This is a genomic window from Pseudomonas sp. GL_093, from assembly GCF_057837605.1.
In genome coordinates this window covers 6,740,252-6,756,576 of record NZ_CM174448.1, presented here as the reverse complement: position 1 = coordinate 6,756,576, position 16,325 = coordinate 6,740,252, and the positions used below count along the sequence as shown (strand labels likewise).

The following is a 16,325-nucleotide window of genomic DNA, read 5'->3' as shown; positions in this document are numbered from 1 at the left end:
AAGGCCTTCCGAAGAAGGCCTTTTTCAATTTCAGCGAACGTTAAGCACAAAGCCGACGCGGGTCAGCCATTCCGCCTCCAGGCCGAAGTCGGCCTGGGTCAGCTGGTTTTCGTCCAGCCAGTTTTCCGGGAACAACACATCCAGGCTGTCGCCATTGGCCTGCAGCACGACCTGAGGCATTTCCTGGGTGCCGCGGATGTGATGGAACAGAATCGCAAAGCGCAGCAGCACGCACAGGCGAATCAGCTTGATGCCTTCATCGCCGAAGTCGGCAAACTTGTCCCGGGGGATATTGCGTCGGTGGCCACGCACCAGTAGCGCGAGCATCAGTTGGTCTTCGCGGGAGAACCCGGCCAGGTCCGAGTGCTCGATCAGGTAGGCGCCATGCTTGTGGTAGTGATAGTGGGCGATGTCCAGGCCCACTTCATGGACCTTGGCGGCCCAGCCCAGCAGTTCACGCCAGACACCGTCATCCAGATCCCAATCTTCGGCGACTTGATCGAAGGCATGCAACGCCTTGCGCTCAACCCGCGCCGCTTGTTCCAGATCGACGTGATAACGCTCCATCAACGAGCTGAGGGTGCGCTCACGGACGTCTTCGTGATGATGACGGCCCAACAGGTCATAGAGCACGCCTTCGCGCAGGGCGCCTTCACAGTGGTCCATGCGTTGCAGTTCGAGTGCGTCGAAGATCGCTTCGAGAATCGCCAGGCCGGCAGGGAAGATCGCCCGGCGGTCAGGCTTGATGCCTTCGAAGTCGATCTTCTCGATGTCGCCAAGTTTGATCAGCTTGCGCTTGAGCCAGGCCAGGCCTTGGGCGTTGACTTCGCCCGTGCCATGACCGCCGGCCTTCAGCGCCAGGCCGATGGCGCGGATGGTGCCCGAGGAGCCGATGGCTTCATCCCAGGTCAGACGGTGCAGGGCGTGTTCGATGCTCATGATCTCCAGCCGCGCCGCGGTGTACGCCTGGGCGTAGCGGGCCGGGGTGATCTTGCCGTCCTTGAAATAACGCTGGGTGTAGCTGACGCAGCCCATTTGCAGGCTTTCGCGCAGCAGCGGTTCGAAGCGCTGGCCGATGATGAATTCGGTACTGCCGCCGCCGATGTCGGCCACCAGGCGTTTGCCCGGGGTGTCGGCGAGGGTGTGGGAAACGCCGAGGTAGATCAGGCGCGCTTCTTCACGGCCGGAGATGACTTCCACCGGGTGGCCGAGAATTTCTTCAGCGCGGCGGATAAATTCGCCACGGTTACGGGCTTCACGCAAGGCGTTGGTGCCGACGATCCGCACGGCGCCGGTCGGCATACCGCTGATCAGTTGGGCGAAACGCTTCAGGCAATCGAGCCCGCGTTGCATGGATTCTTCACTGAGCTGACGCTCATCGTCGATGCCGGCCGCCAGCTGAACCTTCTCCCCGAGTCGTTCGAGAATACGGATTTCGCCGTTCTGGGCCTTGGCCACGACCATGTGAAAGCTGTTGGAGCCCAGATCGATTGCGGCGATCAGGGACAGATTCTTGGCTTGGGATTGCGGCATGGTCAGGGGGTCTCGGTCGATAACCTCGACATCGTGCCACGATCAAACGCTGCCGCCAACGCGCAGTGTTCAAAGCCTTGATCCTGCGCAGTAATGCCGGTGACCGCTGCGCGGTCAATCGCGAGCAGGCTCGCTCCCACAGTGGTTCTGCGTCGTCCACGAAACCCTTGTGGGAGCGAGCCTGCTCGCGAAGACGGACTCACAGGCGCTGAAGAACCTTCAGCCCGCCACCTCAACCGTCCCGATAAAATTCGCCAGCTCCGCCGTTTGCGGATTCACGAACAACACCTTCGGATCCCCAACCTCATGCACCTTGCCCTGATGCATGAACACCAACTTATCCCCAACCTCCCGGGCAAAACGCATTTCATGGGTGACCATAATCAACGTCATCCCTTCCTTGGCCAGTTGCCGGACCACGCTCAGCACTTCATTGACCAGTTCCGGGTCCAGCGCCGAGGTAATCTCATCGCACAGCAAGACCTTCGGCGACATCGCCAGCGCCCGGGCAATCGCCACCCGTTGTTGCTGCCCTCCAGACAACCGATCCGGGAAGGCATCGAATTTCTCCCCCAACCCGACTCGTTCCAGCATCTCCCGCGCCAGTTCGGCCGCTTTGGCTTTCGGCACTTTCTGCACCACTTGCGGCGCGAGCATCACGTTCTCGCCGACCGTCAGGTGCGGGAACAGGTTGAACTGCTGAAACACCATCCCGACTTTCTGTCGCAAGCTGCGCAGATCGGCACGGGCGGCGTCGAGGTATTCGCCGTCGACTTCAATCACGCCGTCGTTGATCGATTCCAGGCCATTAAGGGTGCGCAACAAGGTGGATTTGCCCGAGCCGCTGCGGCCGATGATCGCCACGACCTGGCCTTCCTCGACACTCAGGTCGATGCCTTTGAGTACATGGTGGTCGCCGTAATATTTATGCAGGGCCGAGATTCTAAGCAGAGGCATGCAGTCTCCTTTCCAGGTAGCGGGCACTGAGGGACAAGGGGTAGCAGAGCAGGAAGTAACCGAGGGCCACGAGGCCGTAGACCATGAACGGTTCGAAGGTTGCGTTGGCGAGCATGCCGCCGGTCTTGGTCAGTTCGGTGAAGCCGATGATCGAGGTGACGGCGGTGCCTTTGACCACTTGCACCGAGAAACCCACGGTCGGTGCCACGGCGATCCGCAGGGCTTGCGGCAGGATCACGTAACGCAGTTGCTCCAGCGGGTTCAGCGCCAGGCTCGACGAGGCCTCCCACTGGCCGTTGGGGATCGATTCGACGCAACCGCGCCAGATCTCCGCCAGGTAAGCGCTGGTGAACAGCGTCAGGGCAATCGCCGCGGCCATCCACGGCGAAATCTCCACCCCGGCCAACGCTACGCCGAAGAACACTAGAAACAGCTGCATCAACAGCGGCGTGCCTTGGAACAATTCGATGTAGGTGCGGGCGAAGCTGCGCGGCAGGGATTTTTTCGAGATGCGCATGACCATGATCAGCAAGCCGATCAGTCCACCACCGATAAACGCCACCAGCGACAGCGCCAGGGTCCATTGCAGGCCGGTGAGCAGGTTGCGTACGACGTCCCAGAAGGTGAAATCGCTCATTGGCTGCTCCGGGCTATGTAGCGGCGACCAATCCAGTTCAGCAATTGGCGGATCATTAGCGCCATGCACAGGTAGACCAGCGTGGTCAGGGCGTAGGTTTCAAAGGCGCGGAAGTTGCGCGACTGAATGAAGTTGGCGGCGAAGCTCAGCTCTTCGGTGGCGATCTGCGAGCAGACTGCCGAACCCAACATCACGATGATGATCTGGCTGCTCAATGCCGGCCAAACCTTGCCCAGCGCCGGCAGCAGCACCACGTGGCGAAAGGCTTCGAAACGGGTCATCGCCAACGCGGCGGCGGCTTCCAGCTGTCCTCGAGGGATTGCTTGAATGCCGGCGCGGATGATCTCGGTGGAATAGGCGCCGAGGTTGATCACCATCGCCAGCACCGCGGCCTGCCATTCCGAAATCTGCACACCCAGTGACGGCAGGCCGAAGAAGATGAAAAACAACTGCACCAGAAACGGCGTGTTGCGGATCAACTCGACATAGACCCCAAAAATGCCGGCGAACGGGCGGATGTTCCACGCCCGCACCAGCGCCCCGACGATGCCCAAGCCCACCCCGAGCACCGCGCCGATGGCCGTCAGTTCAAGGGTGAACAGCGCACCGCGCAGCAGCAGGTCGGTGTTTTGCACCACCGGTATGAAATCGAACTGATAAGCCATGTTCAGTCTCCGCAACGACGATCAGAGATCGGCCGGCAGCGGCTCTTTGAGCCAGGTCCGGGAGTTCTTCTCCAGCGCGCCGTCAGTCCTGGCGGTGGCGAGGATCTGGTTGACCTTGTCCAGCAACGCCGGCTCGTTTTTGTTCACGCCGACGTAGACCGGCGAATCCTTGAGCTTCACTTTCAGCGCCGGAATGCGTTTCGGGTTGCGCTCGCTGATGGTCACCATCACCACGTTGCCGCTGGCGATCAGGTCGACTTGCCCGGCGAGGTAAGCGGCGATGGTCGAGTTGTTGTCTTCGAAGCGCTTGATGGTCACGCCTTCGGGCGCGACTTTGGTCAGTTCGATGTCTTCGATGGCGCCACGGGTGACGCTGATGGTTTTGCCCTTGAGGTCGTCCAGGCTTTTGATGCTGGCGTCTGGCGGACCGAATACGGCGAGGTAGAACGGCGCGTAGGCACGGGAGAAGTCGATGACTTTCTCGCGCTCGGGGTTCTTGCCGAGGCTGGAGATCACCAGATCGACCTTGCCGGTGGTCAGGAACGGAATGCGGTTGGTGCTGTTGACCGGCGTCAGCTCGAGTTTGACCTTGAGTTGGTCGGCCAGCAGCTTGGCGGTGTCGATATCGAGGCCGCGCGGTTTCATGTCCGGGCCGACCGAGCCGAAGGGCGGGAAGTCCTGAGGCACGGCAACCTTGAGGATGCCGCGCTTGACCACATCCTCCAGACCGTCGGCGTGGGCGGGCGCCTGGCTCAGCATCAGGCTGGCAAACAGGGCGGCGAGGAGGGCGCTGTAACGCTGGGTCATGGCAAATCTCCGAATCGGCGAGAAGTGAATTCTGCGGATCGACAGAGCATGGGCCGTGCCAATATCGGGTTTTTGGGGTGTAAGGCCACGGTTTTGCTGGTGTTGCTCGGTCTTACTGGTCTGAACAGTTGATCGGCGTTTCGCACCCCGATAGCGCATCCATGAAAATCTCCGAACCCCCATGGGGCACGACTTGCCGGGCGTTGCGAATAGCTTTACAACTAACCGCTCATTGGCCTGGTTCGTCTGGAAAACCATGAACTCGATCTCCCGCGCCGTACCTGAAGTGGCGCTGCAAGCCATCCGTAAACTGATCACCGAACAGGGCTTCGGGCCTGGGGATGCCTTGCCCTCGCAACGGGACCTGGCGGTGCAATTGGGGGTCAGTCGGGCGTCGCTGCGCGAAGCGTTGTCGTCATTGAGTGCGTTGGGGGTGATCAGCATCCAGCCGGGCAAAGGCGTGTTCGTGCAGTCACCGGTTGATTTGCCGCGAGGTGATGCGGGGCTGAGTTGGCCGTTCGCGGCCCAGGCCTCGCCGCTGGACATCTTCCAGTTGCGCTATGCCCTGGAAGGCTTTGCCGCCGGTTTGGCGGCGGTGACCCTGAGTACTCACGAGCTCGATGCACTGGAAGATAACGTCGCCGCCATGCGCATCGAATTGAAGGCCGGCGACTTCGAGGCCGCGGCGCGACTGGATTTCGAGTTTCACCGGCGCATCCTGCTGGCGAGCGGCAATCAGGCGATGCTGAGCATCCTGACGGCCAGCGCCGACATTTTTCTAGAGAGCCAGAAACTACCGTTCATCCGGGCGGAGCGGGCCATGGAAACCTGGCAGGAACACCGCAAAATCCTCCGTGCACTGGCCCGGCGGGCGTCCGGCGCGGCACAGAAAGCCATGCAGGAGCATGTACGCAATGCAGCACTGCGCACCGGAATTGCCTTCGTCGCTCCCGCCACCTCGTGACTTGGGCTATACCCAAACTCATGCGGCACCATAGCGAGACTCAATCATCTGCACCTTCCTGAACGAGGGAAGGGCAGCTATGATGGGCCACGTTTTTTTGCTTACAACCTGGAGACTTCCATGAGCAGCGATCTTATTAAACACGTCACCGACGCTAGCTTCGACGTCGACGTCCTCAAGGCCGAAGGCGCTGTACTGGTCGACTACTGGGCTGAATGGTGCGGCCCTTGCAAAATGATCGCTCCTGTTCTGGACGAAATTGCTGAAACCTACAAAGGCAAGCTGACCGTTGCCAAACTGAACATCGACGAAAACCAGGAAACCCCGGCCAAGCACGGCGTGCGTGGTATCCCGACTCTGATGCTGTTCAAGAACGGCAACGTTGAAGCGACCAAGGTCGGCGCACTGTCGAAGTCGCAACTGGCTGCTTTCCTCGACGCCAACATCTAAGCGTCGTTTAAAGTGTCATCAAAAAGGCCCCGCACATTGCGGGGCCTTTTCGTTATTGAGGGCTAGACGCTCCGAAACTCAGGTGGTACATTCGGCCCCGCACTGGTTTCTCCACTGCCCCCTGCTAGCCGTCGCCGACGCACTCCTTTTCGAATAAGTACGCGATCCTGTCGCCTTCTCTGCGGCGCGGCCTCATTAAGCCAAAAGCTTAATTTCCCCCCCTCCATAAATGATTACGTCATTCCTATATGAATCTGACTGAACTCAAGCAAAAGCCGATTACCGAACTGCTCGAATTGGCCGAACAGATGGGCATAGAAAATATGGCCCGTTCGCGCAAGCAGGACGTGATTTTCTCCCTGCTCAAAAAGCACGCTAAAAGCGGCGAGGAAATCTCCGGTGATGGCGTGCTGGAGATTCTCCAGGACGGCTTCGGCTTCCTTCGCTCCGCTGACGCTTCCTATCTCGCCGGCCCAGACGATATCTACGTCTCGCCGAGTCAGATCCGTCGCTTCAACTTGCGCACCGGTGACACTATCGTTGGCAAGATCCGTCCTCCAAAGGAAGGCGAGCGTTATTTCGCGCTGCTCAAGGTCGACACGATCAACTACGATCGTCCCGAGAACGCGAAAAACAAGATTCTCTTCGAGAACCTGACCCCGCTGTTCCCGACCGTGCGCATGAAGATGGAAGCCGGCAACGGTTCCACCGAAGACTTGACCGGTCGTGTCATCGACCTGTGCGCCCCGATCGGCAAAGGCCAGCGCGGTCTGATCGTTGCACCGCCGAAAGCCGGTAAAACGATCATGCTGCAGAACATTGCAGCCAACATCGCGCGTAACAATCCTGAAGTTCACCTGATCGTATTGCTGATCGACGAACGTCCGGAAGAAGTAACCGAAATGCAGCGCACCGTGCGCGGCGAAGTGGTTGCCTCGACGTTCGATGAGCCGCCAACCCGCCACGTGCAGGTTGCCGAAATGGTGATCGAGAAGGCCAAGCGCCTGGTCGAACACAAGAAGGACGTGGTGATCCTGCTCGACTCCATCACCCGTCTGGCTCGCGCCTACAACACCGTGATCCCGAGCTCCGGCAAAGTACTCACCGGTGGTGTCGATGCCCACGCCCTGGAGAAACCGAAACGTTTCTTCGGCGCCGCGCGGAACATCGAAGAAGGCGGTTCGCTGACCATCATCGCCACCGCGCTGGTTGAAACCGGCTCGAAGATGGACGAAGTGATCTACGAGGAATTCAAAGGCACGGGCAACATGGAACTGCCGCTGGATCGTCGTATCGCTGAAAAACGCGTCTTCCCGGCCATCAACATCAACCGTTCCGGCACCCGCCGCGAAGAGTTGTTGACAGCCGACGACGAGCTGCAACGCATGTGGATCCTTCGCAAGCTGCTGCACCCGATGGACGAAATCGCTGCCATCGAGTTCCTGGTCGACAAGTTGAAAACGACCAAGACCAACGATGAGTTCTTCCTGTCGATGAAACGCAAGTAAGTCGAACGGGCCAAAAAGCCGGGGAAACCCGGCTTTTTGCTATCTGATTTTTGATCAACCGGCAGTTCGTGGTTCTGAATAGAGGGGTTCGGCGCTAAACTGCCACCCCCGAACGGCACGGCCAACACGAGGCTCACGCATGCAGTATCGCGACTTGCGCGACTTTATCAGCGGTCTGGAAAAGCGCGGCGAACTCAAGCGCATCCAGGTTCCGGTGTCCCCAGTGCTCGAAATGACCGAGGTCTGCGACCGCACCCTGCGTGCCAAAGGTCCGGCCCTGCTTTTCGAAAAGCCCACGGGTTATGACATCCCGGTGCTCGGCAACCTGTTCGGCACCCCTGAGCGCGTGGCGCTGGGCATGGGCGCAGAAGCGGTCAGCGAATTGCGCGAGATCGGCAAGCTGCTGGCGTTCCTCAAGGAACCCGAGCCGCCGAAAGGCCTGAAAGATGCCTGGTCCAAGCTGCCGATCTTCCGCAAGATCATCGCCATGGCACCGAAAGTCGTCAAAGACGCGGTGTGCCAGGAAGTGGTCATCGAAGGCGACGACGTCGACCTCGCGATGCTGCCGGTGCAGACCTGCTGGCCGGGCGACGTCGGCCCGCTGATCACCTGGGGCCTGACCGTCACCAAAGGTCCGAACAAGGACCGCCAGAACCTCGGTATCTACCGTCAGCAAGTGATTGGCCGCAACAAGGTCATCATGCGCTGGCTGAGTCACCGTGGCGGCGCGCTGGATTACCGCGAGTGGTGCGAGAAGCATCCTGGCCAGCCGTTCCCGGTGTCCGTGGCGCTGGGTGCTGACCCGGCGACCATTCTTGGCGCTGTAACGCCTGTGCCGGACAGCCTTTCCGAATATGCTTTCGCTGGCCTGCTGCGCGGCAACCGCACCGAGCTGGTGAAGTGCCGCGGCAACGACTTGCAGGTCCCGGCGACCGCCGAGATCATCCTGGAAGGCGTGATCCATCCGGGCGAAATGGCCGATGAAGGCCCGTACGGCGACCACACCGGCTACTACAACGAAGTCGACAGCTTCCCGGTGTTCACCGTCGAGCGCATCACCCACCGCATCAAACCGATCTACCACAGCACCTACACCGGCCGTCCGCCGGATGAGCCGGCGATTCTTGGCGTGGCGCTGAACGAAGTGTTCGTGCCGATCCTGCAGAAGCAGTTCCCGGAGATCACCGACTTCTACCTGCCGCCCGAAGGCTGCTCGTACCGCATGGCCATCGTGACCATGAAGAAGTCGTATCCCGGCCATGCCAAGCGGGTAATGCTGGGTGTCTGGTCGTTTTTGCGACAGTTCATGTACACCAAGTTCGTTATCGTCACTGATGACGACATCAACGCACGCGACTGGAACGACGTGATCTGGGCCATCACCACGCGCATGGACCCCAAGCGCGACACGGTGATGATCGACAACACGCCGATCGATTACCTGGACTTCGCCTCGCCGGTTTCCGGCCTGGGTTCGAAGATGGGGCTCGATGCCACGCATAAATGGCCGGGCGAAACCACTCGCGAGTGGGGCCGGGTGATCGTCAAGGACGAAGCCGTTACCCAGCGGATCGATGCCATCTGGAATCAGTTAGGAATAGATTGATGCGTGTAACCTTGCAGCCCTCCGGAGCAGTGCTAAAGATTCTGCCCGGCGAGCGGATTCTCGATGGCGCGCGGCGTCTGGGCTATGAATGCCCGCAAAGCTGTCGAAACGGCAATTGCCATGTGTGCGCCGCATTGCTGGTGGAAGGGCGGGTCGAACAGGAAGGCGGTGTGCGCGACCATGGCGAGTTCTACACTTGCATTGCAGAGCCGCTGGAAGACTGCATCGTGCTGTGGGATGGCGTGCTCGCGCTGGGAGAATTGCCGGTGCGCAGCTTGTCGTGTCAGGTCATTGAATGCAGGGACGTCGGCGGCGATACCTGGCGTGTGCGTCTGCGAGCGCCGGCGGGCAAGCCACCGCGTTATCACGCCGGGCAGTACTTGATGATCGAGCGCGAGAACGGTGAGAAATCCGCGTTCTCCCTGGCCTCGGCACCGCATGGCGGGCGTGATCTGGAAATCCATGTGCTGGCGCGCGAAAGCAGTGCGCTGAGCCTGATCGACCAGTTGCAACGCAACCCGATGGTGCGGATCGAAATGCCATTCGGCGACACCCATCTGGCGGAACTGCCGGACGGTCCTCTGGTGCTGATTGCCGCAGGCACCGGCATGGGCCAGATCCATAGCCTGATCGAACATTGCCGCGCCAAGGGCTTCAAACATCCGGTGCATCTGTATTGGGGTGTGCGTCGTCCTGAAGATTTTTATGCCATCGAACATTGGGATGAATGGCTGAAACTGCCCAATCTATTCCTGCATAAAGTCGTCAGCGATCAATGCGGCTGGCAGGGGCGCTGCGGGATGCTGCATGAGGCGGTGTGTGAGGACTTCCCAGATCTGAAACCCTTGCATGTCTACGCCAGCGGCTCTCCGGCCATGGTCTACGGCACGCTGGATGCTTTGGTCGAAGCGGGGATGGACGCTCATCAAATGCGCGCAGATGTGTTTGCGTACGCGCCGCGATCGTAGGTGGGCGAACCGTTCTAGAAGCGCACCCCGGTCGTCACCATGACGGCATTGAAGCCGAGCAACACCAGCTCGGCTGCCAACGGTCCGTAGTGTGCACCGACTGAAGGAATGATCACCGGCGCGACGCCGAAGTGATTCAGGGGGATCTTGTCCTTAGACTTGCCGCTGTAACCTTGTAGCAAACCACCGCTCAGTTTGAAGTACACGGGATAGTCGGTGCTCTCGTAGCGTTTGCCCGCGTACGCATAAAATGAACGCTGGCTGAACGAGTTGCGAAAAGTTGCGCCACCAAACAACCAGCCGGACGCTTGCTCACGCTCAAGGCCGATGAGGTCCTGATTGTTATTGTGGTCGGAGTCGTAGGAGTAGTGTTTGGTATAGACGCTGGTCTGCAAATACCAGGAGCCCGTGTCTTTCTCGGAGGTATCTTCTGCCCGCGACTGCTGCGCCATAAGCACCAGCAGTAATCCGTAAATCCATGGTTTTTTCATTGCTCAGGCCTGTAAGGCAGTTTGGCTTGCGCCTGTGGGTGGCCGTTATACGCGATACATACTGCAACGGACAGGCGGGAAAACTGAAGGATGTGTAGGAAGTTTCTCCTGCTTGGGCTTTATCCTGGACGCGCTAATGCTTATGTTTATTTCGTTCTGGTATTTAAGAATTTTTCTAAATGATATTAGGGTATATGGGCAGGCCTACAGCTTCGGCATTTGATTGCTTATGGCTGCGCCGGCAGGTCGACCGTCTCTTAGCACTTTTCGTTTTAGTATTACTGCTATATGTTCTATGACGTGAATGTTGCTTATATTTTGTAATGATTGCAGGGCCGAAATTCCATCGCCATGAGCGCCATTGAATCTGCTTTTTTGAATCTGGCTTACCCTCCGCAGCTCGATCTGGGGCCGCAGCTCACGCACGAACAATTGCTCAGCTCAATGCAGTCGACGATGGCGCGCCACAAGGGCGGGCCGGTGTGGCTGTTCGCTTACGGTTCGCTGATCTGGCGTCCTGAATGTGCAGCGGTGGAGCGAGTGCGTGGTCGTGTGCATGGCTACCATCGCGGTTTGTATTTGTGGTCCCACGAACATCGCGGCACACCCGAAGTGCCTGGGCTGGTATTCGGCCTGGATCGCGGTGGTTCTTGCAGCGGCTTCGCCTATCGCTTGCCTGAAGAACAACTTGAAGCCTCCCTTTACGCACTTTGGCAGCGCGAAATGCCATTCCCGTCCTATCGTCCACACTGGCTCAACTGCCGTCTTGAAGACGGAAGTCAGGTTCAGGCGTTGGGGTTTGTATTGGAGCGGCATCTGCCCAGCTATGCGGGCAACTTGCCGGATCACGTGCTGAGCCACGTGTTCGAAAACGCTTGCGGGCGTTACGGCACTACTCGCGATTATGTCGAGCAGACCGCCCACGCCCTGCGTAGCCACGCCATGCCAGACCGGAATCTGGAGGCGCGGCTCAAGCGCTGCAAATCAAAGGCCGATCAGGCGATTGCTTCGCGGCTCTGACTGGCGACGTTTTTGTGGCCCAGCGTGGGCGCGAGGAACGCCATCGCCAGCAGGCAGGCAACGACCAACAGAATGAAACCGCCATCCCAGCCGAAATAGTCCACGGTGTAACCCATCAAAGCACTGGCCGCGACGGAACCACCCAGATAGCCGAACAGACCGGTAAAGCCTGCGGCAGTACCGGCGGCTTTCTTCGGTACCAACTCCAGCGCCTGCAAGCCGACCAGCATCACCGGGCCGTAGATCAGGAAGCCGATGGCGAACAGCGAAATCATGTCGATCATCGGGTTGCCCGGCGGATTCAGCCAGTACACGATCGTCGCAACGGTCACCAACGCCATGAACACCATGCCGGTCAGGCCACGGTTGCCACGGAAGATTTTGTCCGACATCCAGCCGCACAACAACGTGCCCGGAATACCGGCCCACTCGTACAGGAAGTAAGCCCACGACGTCTTGTCGAAATCGAAGTGCTTGACCTCTTTGAGGTAGGTCGGCGCCCAGTCGAGGATGCCGTAGCGCAGCAGGTAGACGAAGACGTTGGCCAGGGCGATGAACCAGAGCATTTTGTTGCGCAGCACGTATTTGACGAAGATGTCCTTGGCGCTGAATTCCTCTTCGTGGCTGGCGTCGTAACCGTCCGGGTAATCGTTTTTGTATTTCTCGATCGGCGGTAGGCCGGTCGATTGCGGTGTATCACGCATCACAATGAAGGCAAACACGGCGACCAGAAGCGCCACGGCCGCGGGTACGTAGAACTTGCTGTGCCAGTCGTTGAACCAGCCCATGCCGAGAATCGCCAGAGGGCCGATCAAACCGCCGCCCACGTTGTGTGCGGTGTTCCACACCGACACCACCTGGCCGCGTTCTTTCTGCGACCACCAATGCACCATGGTCCGTCCGCTCGGCGGCCAGCCCATGCCTTGCGCCCAGCCGTTGATGAACAACAGGATGAACATCATGGTCACGCTGGACGTTGCCCAAGGTGCGAAACCGAACACGAACATGACCCCGGCGGAAACTACCAGGCCAAAGGGCAGGAAGTAACGCGGGTTGGAGCGGTCGGACACGATGCCCATCAAAAACTTGGACAGACCGTAGGCGATTGCAATCGCCGACATGGCCACGCCCAGTTGACCCTTTGTGTAGCCTTGGGCAATCAGGTCCGGGAACGCCAGGGTGAAGTTCTTGCGCAGCAGGTAGTAACCCGCATACCCAATGAATATCCCGGCGAAGATCTGCCAGCGAAGGCGTTTGTACGTGTCATCAATTTTTTCGTCAGGCAATGGAGCCTGATGTGCGGCAGGACGAAAGAAAGCAAACATTCAAGAGCTCCAGATTTCTTGTTTTGACTGCGGATGCGAATGTTACAGTTTCGTTACCGAAAATAGCACCGGTTCGCATCGGCCAAATAGCGGAAATGCTGGAGATTGCATGTTCTTTTATGAACATGTCGCTCAGGTGTAAATGTAGGGCGTTGTGGGAATGGCGGAACCGGGTCGCAGGGCTGCGTCCCGGTTTGGGTCAAGCAGTTCAGGTAAACAATCAGCGAACTTGAACCACCACTTTCCCAACCGCTTTGCGCTGGCCAAGATCATTGATTGCCTGCGCCGCATTGCTCAGTGGATACACTTGCGACACCAACGGCTTCAACTTGCCCTCGGCAAACCAGCCAAACAATTGCTGGAAGTTTGCCGCGTTGTCTTGAGGCTGGCGCTGGGCAAACGAGCCCCAGAACACGCCGACCACGGCTGCGCCTTTCAGCAGCGCCAGGTTCACTGGCAATTCCGGAATGCGACCGCTGGCAAAACCCACCACCAGCAGGCGTCCGTTCCAGGCAATGGCGCGGATGGCCTGATCGAACAGATCGCCGCCCACCGGATCGTAGATCACGTCGGCGCCCTGACCATCGGTCAGGCGCTTGATTTCGTCCTTGAGACTGGTTTCGCTGTAGTTGATCAGCTCATCGGCGCCGGCAGCCTTGGCCACGGCGAGTTTTTCGGCGCTGCTGGCGGCGGCGATCACGCGGGCGCCCATGGCTTTGCCGATTTCCACGGCGGCCAGACCGACACCGCCGGAAGCGCCGAGTACCAGCAAGGTTTCACCCGGTTGCAGATTGCCCCGTTGCTTGAGCGCGTGCATCGAAGTGCCGTAGGTCATGCTGAACGCGGCGGCGGTGTTGAAGTCCATCGATGGCGGGATGGGCAGCACGTTGTAGCCCGGCACCGCGACTTGTTCGGCGAAACTGCCCCAACCGGTCAGCGCCATGACCCGGTCGCCGACCTTGAGGTGGCTGACCTTTTCGCCCACCGCGCTGACCACGCCAGCCGCTTCGCCGCCCGGGGAAAACGGGAAGGGCGGTTTGAACTGATATTTGCCCTCGATGATCAGCGTGTCCGGGAAATTCACCCCGGCGGCGTGCACGTCCAGCAGGATTTCATTCTTCTTCGCGACAGGACTGGCGACGTCTTCCAGCACCAGCGATTCGGCAGGGCCGAAGGCTTTGCACAGCACGGCTTTCATCAGGGCTATTCCTTTGGGAGTGATGGCCGATAAGTGTAGGTGTGTGAGTCGATGGGTCAACGAGCATGCCCGGCCCTGATAGTCAGCCATAAGCTTGTGCTTGAGCGGCGGGTCGTTATGCTAGGCCGCAAACCGGATAAGGAGCGAATTGTGAAAGCGTGGATCATGTTGTTGCTGGCCCTGTCTCTGCCTGTGGCAGCGATGGCCGAAGAAGCCAAAGAAGGTGCAGCTCCGAAGGTCAATTACATCACCCTGAGCCCGCCGTTCGTGGGCAACTACGGGTTGGACGGGACGCCGAAGCTCAAGGTCTACAAGGCCGATGTGGCATTGCGAGTGACCGGTGATGAGGCGACCAAACTGGTGAAAGCCAATGAGCCGTTGATTCGTAATCAACTGGTGGCGCTGTTTGCCCAGCAGACCACTGAAGCGATGAACAACGTCGAGGCCAAGGAAAAGCTGCGTCAGGAAGCCCTGAAGCAGACCCAGCAAATCATGAGCGACGAAACCGGTAGCCCGGTGGTTGAGGATCTGTTGTTCAACAACCTCATTATCCAATAAGACTTTTGTTGTCCTGACCGGCCTCATCACGAGCAAGCTCGCTCCCACAATTGATCTGCATTCACTGAAGATCCCCTGTGGGAGCGAGCTTGCTCGCGATGGCATTCTTTCAGGCAACAAATCAATCAAGGCCTTAATGCAATCACCGCCGCCCACTGCTCGGCCGTCACCGGCATCACCGACAATCGCGAGCCTTTCTGCACCAGCGGCATCTCGGCCAGCGCGGTCTGCTGTTTCAGGTAATCCAGCTTAAGCACGTTGGGAAACGTCTCGACGTGCGCGACATCGATCGCGCTCCAGGCGTTTTTCTCTGCCGTGGCTTTCGGATCGTAGTAATGACTCTCCGGCTCCAGCGCCGTCGGGTCCGGATACGCGGCTTCGACGATCTTTCCGATACCGGCGATCCCCGGTTCGGGGCAGCTGGAGTGATAGAAGAAAAACTCGTCGCCCACGGCCATGGCCCGCAGAAAATTACGCGCCTGGTAGTTGCGAACCCCGTCCCAGCGCGCCTTGCCAAGCGCCTCCAGGCCCTTGATCGAGAGCTCGTCGGGCTCGGATTTCATCAGCCAATAAGCCATGGTTTTTGCTCCTTGCGAGGTGAGTGGGCAAGTTGTCGGGGAATTTTATGACAAACCGACGGTCGGTTGACGCCAGCGTTTGCGTGTCGGTTCACGTTGCCGCAAAATGCCGGCCTTCTAAGCTTGACGCTGCTGCACGGCCTACACCTACAACGGAAACCGCTGCTGTCATCGTGTTGATGTGCCTTTGGGGGGCAATCGATGAAACGCAAACCGGATTTACTATGGATTTTGGTTATTTTGTTCGGCCTCGGCGTCGTGACCACCGGCTATGCCCAAAGCCTGTGGAGCAACAAGACCGACGCTCCGATCGAAATCGCGCAGCAACAACAGCCGTCGGCTTTCAAACGCTGAACCTGTCTTCGGACGCCGCTGATTCCAGTGGCGTCTAGCCGGCGAAATACCACGCCTTGTCTGTCACCGTTCCCTGTAACGGCACATCCCAGCTCGCTTGAGCCAATCGTTCGACCTTCTGACATTCATGGGCCAGCCCCAATAGCGTCGGCTTGCGCCAGTTTTTACGTCGCGCCAGGTACGCCAGGCTTCGATCATAGAAACCACCGCCCATGCCCAGGCGTCCACCGACATCGTCAAATCCCACCAATGGCAACAGGACGAGATCGAGCGCCCAGACTTTGCGTTGTCGGGCGAGGTTGTGCCGGGGTTCGAGAATACGAAAGCGGTTGGGTTTGAGTTTTTCGCCGGGGCGAATTCGCTGGAACACCATTTTGGTTCGTGGCCAGGCGCTGAGCACCGGCAGATAAGTCGCCTTGCCCCGACGTTGAGCGGCACGCAGCAAAACCCGCGGATCGATTTCACCGTCGGTAGGCAGATACAGAGAGATATGTTTTGCGCGGCGAAACAGCGGTTGCTGGGCCAATTGCTTGTACAGCCCGCGAGCGGCCTGGCGTTGCTGACTGGGAGTCAGTGCGCGGCGGGCCTTGCGCAGCATGCGTCGAAGTTGCGGGCGGGGCAGCAGCGCAGGTTCGGTCATGGATTCGGGCTTCGGCAGTGCGAGTACATAAAGCGTACCCGTAAAAAAGCCGATGCCGGTATTTAA

Annotated in this window: 18 protein-coding genes; 8 read left to right on the top strand and 10 right to left on the bottom strand. The window is 59.1% G+C overall.

The window, feature by feature from the left end; all coding sequences use genetic code 11:
- Nucleotides 1-30: 30 nt before the first annotated feature.
- The 5 genes from ppx to AC3IUE_RS31215 form a co-directional block, all read right to left on the bottom strand.
- A complete protein-coding gene (ppx, locus tag AC3IUE_RS31235) occupies nucleotides 31-1,533 on the bottom strand; it encodes an exopolyphosphatase (RefSeq protein WP_056738773.1) in 1,503 nt (500 codons plus the stop codon).
- Nucleotides 1,534-1,752: 219 nt separating this feature from the next.
- Nucleotides 1,753-2,490, bottom strand: a complete 738-nt coding sequence (locus tag AC3IUE_RS31230) for an amino acid ABC transporter ATP-binding protein (RefSeq protein ID WP_489264603.1) — start codon at nucleotides 2,488-2,490, stop codon at nucleotides 1,753-1,755.
- The gene (locus AC3IUE_RS31225; protein ID WP_033060645.1) at nucleotides 2,477-3,127 is read right to left on the bottom strand and encodes an amino acid ABC transporter permease; all 651 of its coding nucleotides are present in this window, start codon (nucleotides 3,125-3,127) and stop codon (nucleotides 2,477-2,479) included. Before AC3IUE_RS31225 ends, AC3IUE_RS31230 begins: the two co-directional genes overlap by 14 nt.
- A complete protein-coding gene (locus AC3IUE_RS31220; protein WP_046045116.1) occupies nucleotides 3,124-3,792 on the bottom strand; it encodes an amino acid ABC transporter permease in 669 nt (222 codons plus the stop codon). Before AC3IUE_RS31220 ends, AC3IUE_RS31225 begins: the two co-directional genes overlap by 4 nt.
- A 21-nt stretch (nucleotides 3,793-3,813) precedes the next feature.
- The gene (locus tag AC3IUE_RS31215) at nucleotides 3,814-4,599 is read right to left on the bottom strand and encodes a transporter substrate-binding domain-containing protein (RefSeq protein WP_489264602.1); all 786 of its coding nucleotides are present in this window, start codon (nucleotides 4,597-4,599) and stop codon (nucleotides 3,814-3,816) included.
- Between the two features lie 256 nt (nucleotides 4,600-4,855).
- Between AC3IUE_RS31215 and AC3IUE_RS31210 the strand changes: the two genes are divergently transcribed.
- The 5 genes from AC3IUE_RS31210 to AC3IUE_RS31190 all read left to right on the top strand — a co-directional run bounded on the left by AC3IUE_RS31210 (nucleotide 4,856) and on the right by AC3IUE_RS31190 (nucleotide 10,095).
- Nucleotides 4,856-5,563, top strand: a complete 708-nt coding sequence (locus tag AC3IUE_RS31210; protein ID WP_056738781.1) for a FadR/GntR family transcriptional regulator — start codon at nucleotides 4,856-4,858, stop codon at nucleotides 5,561-5,563.
- Between the two features lie 120 nt (nucleotides 5,564-5,683).
- Entirely contained in the window at nucleotides 5,684-6,013 is a 330-nt protein-coding gene (gene trxA / locus AC3IUE_RS31205) for a thioredoxin TrxA (protein ID WP_008150340.1), read from the top strand.
- 248 nt (nucleotides 6,014-6,261) lie between these two features.
- Nucleotides 6,262-7,521 (top strand): transcription termination factor Rho, encoded by a 1,260-nt coding sequence (gene rho / locus AC3IUE_RS31200; protein WP_007942421.1) that lies wholly within the window; start codon nucleotides 6,262-6,264, stop codon nucleotides 7,519-7,521.
- A 139-nt stretch (nucleotides 7,522-7,660) separates the two neighbouring features.
- Nucleotides 7,661-9,127: a 4-hydroxy-3-polyprenylbenzoate decarboxylase gene (ubiD, locus tag AC3IUE_RS31195; RefSeq protein ID WP_056738783.1), complete on the top strand. Its 1,467-nt coding sequence runs from the start codon at nucleotides 7,661-7,663 to the stop codon at nucleotides 9,125-9,127.
- Complete coding sequence (locus tag AC3IUE_RS31190) at nucleotides 9,127-10,095, top strand: CDP-6-deoxy-delta-3,4-glucoseen reductase (RefSeq protein ID WP_489264601.1); 969 nt, start codon at nucleotides 9,127-9,129, stop codon at nucleotides 10,093-10,095. Before ubiD ends, AC3IUE_RS31190 begins: the two co-directional genes overlap by 1 nt.
- Nucleotides 10,096-10,109: 14 nt before the next feature.
- On the opposite strand, the gene AC3IUE_RS31185 is transcribed toward AC3IUE_RS31190, so the two are convergent.
- Nucleotides 10,110-10,586: a sn-glycerol-3-phosphate transporter gene (locus tag AC3IUE_RS31185; RefSeq protein ID WP_462000175.1), complete on the bottom strand. Its 477-nt coding sequence runs from the start codon at nucleotides 10,584-10,586 to the stop codon at nucleotides 10,110-10,112.
- A 351-nt stretch (nucleotides 10,587-10,937) separates the two neighbouring features.
- On the opposite strand from AC3IUE_RS31185, the gene AC3IUE_RS31180 reads away from it, so the two are divergent.
- The gene (locus AC3IUE_RS31180) at nucleotides 10,938-11,606 is read left to right on the top strand and encodes a gamma-glutamylcyclotransferase (protein WP_046045120.1); all 669 of its coding nucleotides are present in this window, start codon (nucleotides 10,938-10,940) and stop codon (nucleotides 11,604-11,606) included.
- On the opposite strand, the gene glpT is transcribed toward AC3IUE_RS31180, so the two are convergent.
- The gene (glpT, locus tag AC3IUE_RS31175; RefSeq protein WP_056738787.1) at nucleotides 11,582-12,931 is read right to left on the bottom strand and encodes a glycerol-3-phosphate transporter; all 1,350 of its coding nucleotides are present in this window, start codon (nucleotides 12,929-12,931) and stop codon (nucleotides 11,582-11,584) included. The genes AC3IUE_RS31180 and glpT overlap by 25 nt on opposite strands.
- A gap of 220 nt (nucleotides 12,932-13,151) precedes the next feature.
- Nucleotides 13,152-14,129: an NADPH:quinone oxidoreductase family protein gene (locus tag AC3IUE_RS31170; protein ID WP_007899393.1), complete on the bottom strand. Its 978-nt coding sequence runs from the start codon at nucleotides 14,127-14,129 to the stop codon at nucleotides 13,152-13,154.
- A gap of 150 nt (nucleotides 14,130-14,279) precedes the next feature.
- Here AC3IUE_RS31170 and AC3IUE_RS31165 point away from each other — a divergent pair, with 150 nt between their 5' ends.
- Nucleotides 14,280-14,687 carry a flagellar basal body-associated protein FliL gene (locus AC3IUE_RS31165; protein WP_033053388.1) on the top strand — a complete coding sequence of 136 codons (408 nt, stop codon included), beginning with the start codon at nucleotides 14,280-14,282 and terminating at the stop codon, nucleotides 14,685-14,687.
- Between the two features lie 125 nt (nucleotides 14,688-14,812).
- Here the strand turns inward: AC3IUE_RS31165 and AC3IUE_RS31160 are convergent, their stop codons facing one another.
- Nucleotides 14,813-15,265: an EVE domain-containing protein gene (locus AC3IUE_RS31160; protein WP_489264600.1), complete on the bottom strand. Its 453-nt coding sequence runs from the start codon at nucleotides 15,263-15,265 to the stop codon at nucleotides 14,813-14,815.
- Nucleotides 15,266-15,466: 201 nt separating this feature from the next.
- Here AC3IUE_RS31160 and AC3IUE_RS31155 point away from each other — a divergent pair, with 201 nt between their 5' ends.
- On the top strand, nucleotides 15,467-15,619 hold the full coding sequence (locus AC3IUE_RS31155; RefSeq protein ID WP_008024268.1) for a hypothetical protein: 153 nt from the start codon (nucleotides 15,467-15,469) through the stop codon (nucleotides 15,617-15,619).
- 34 nt (nucleotides 15,620-15,653) lie between these two features.
- Here AC3IUE_RS31155 and AC3IUE_RS31150 read toward each other — a convergent pair whose 3' ends face one another.
- Complete coding sequence (locus AC3IUE_RS31150) at nucleotides 15,654-16,259, bottom strand: 5-formyltetrahydrofolate cyclo-ligase (protein WP_046045124.1); 606 nt, start codon at nucleotides 16,257-16,259, stop codon at nucleotides 15,654-15,656.
- Nucleotides 16,260-16,325 lie beyond the last annotated feature (66 nt).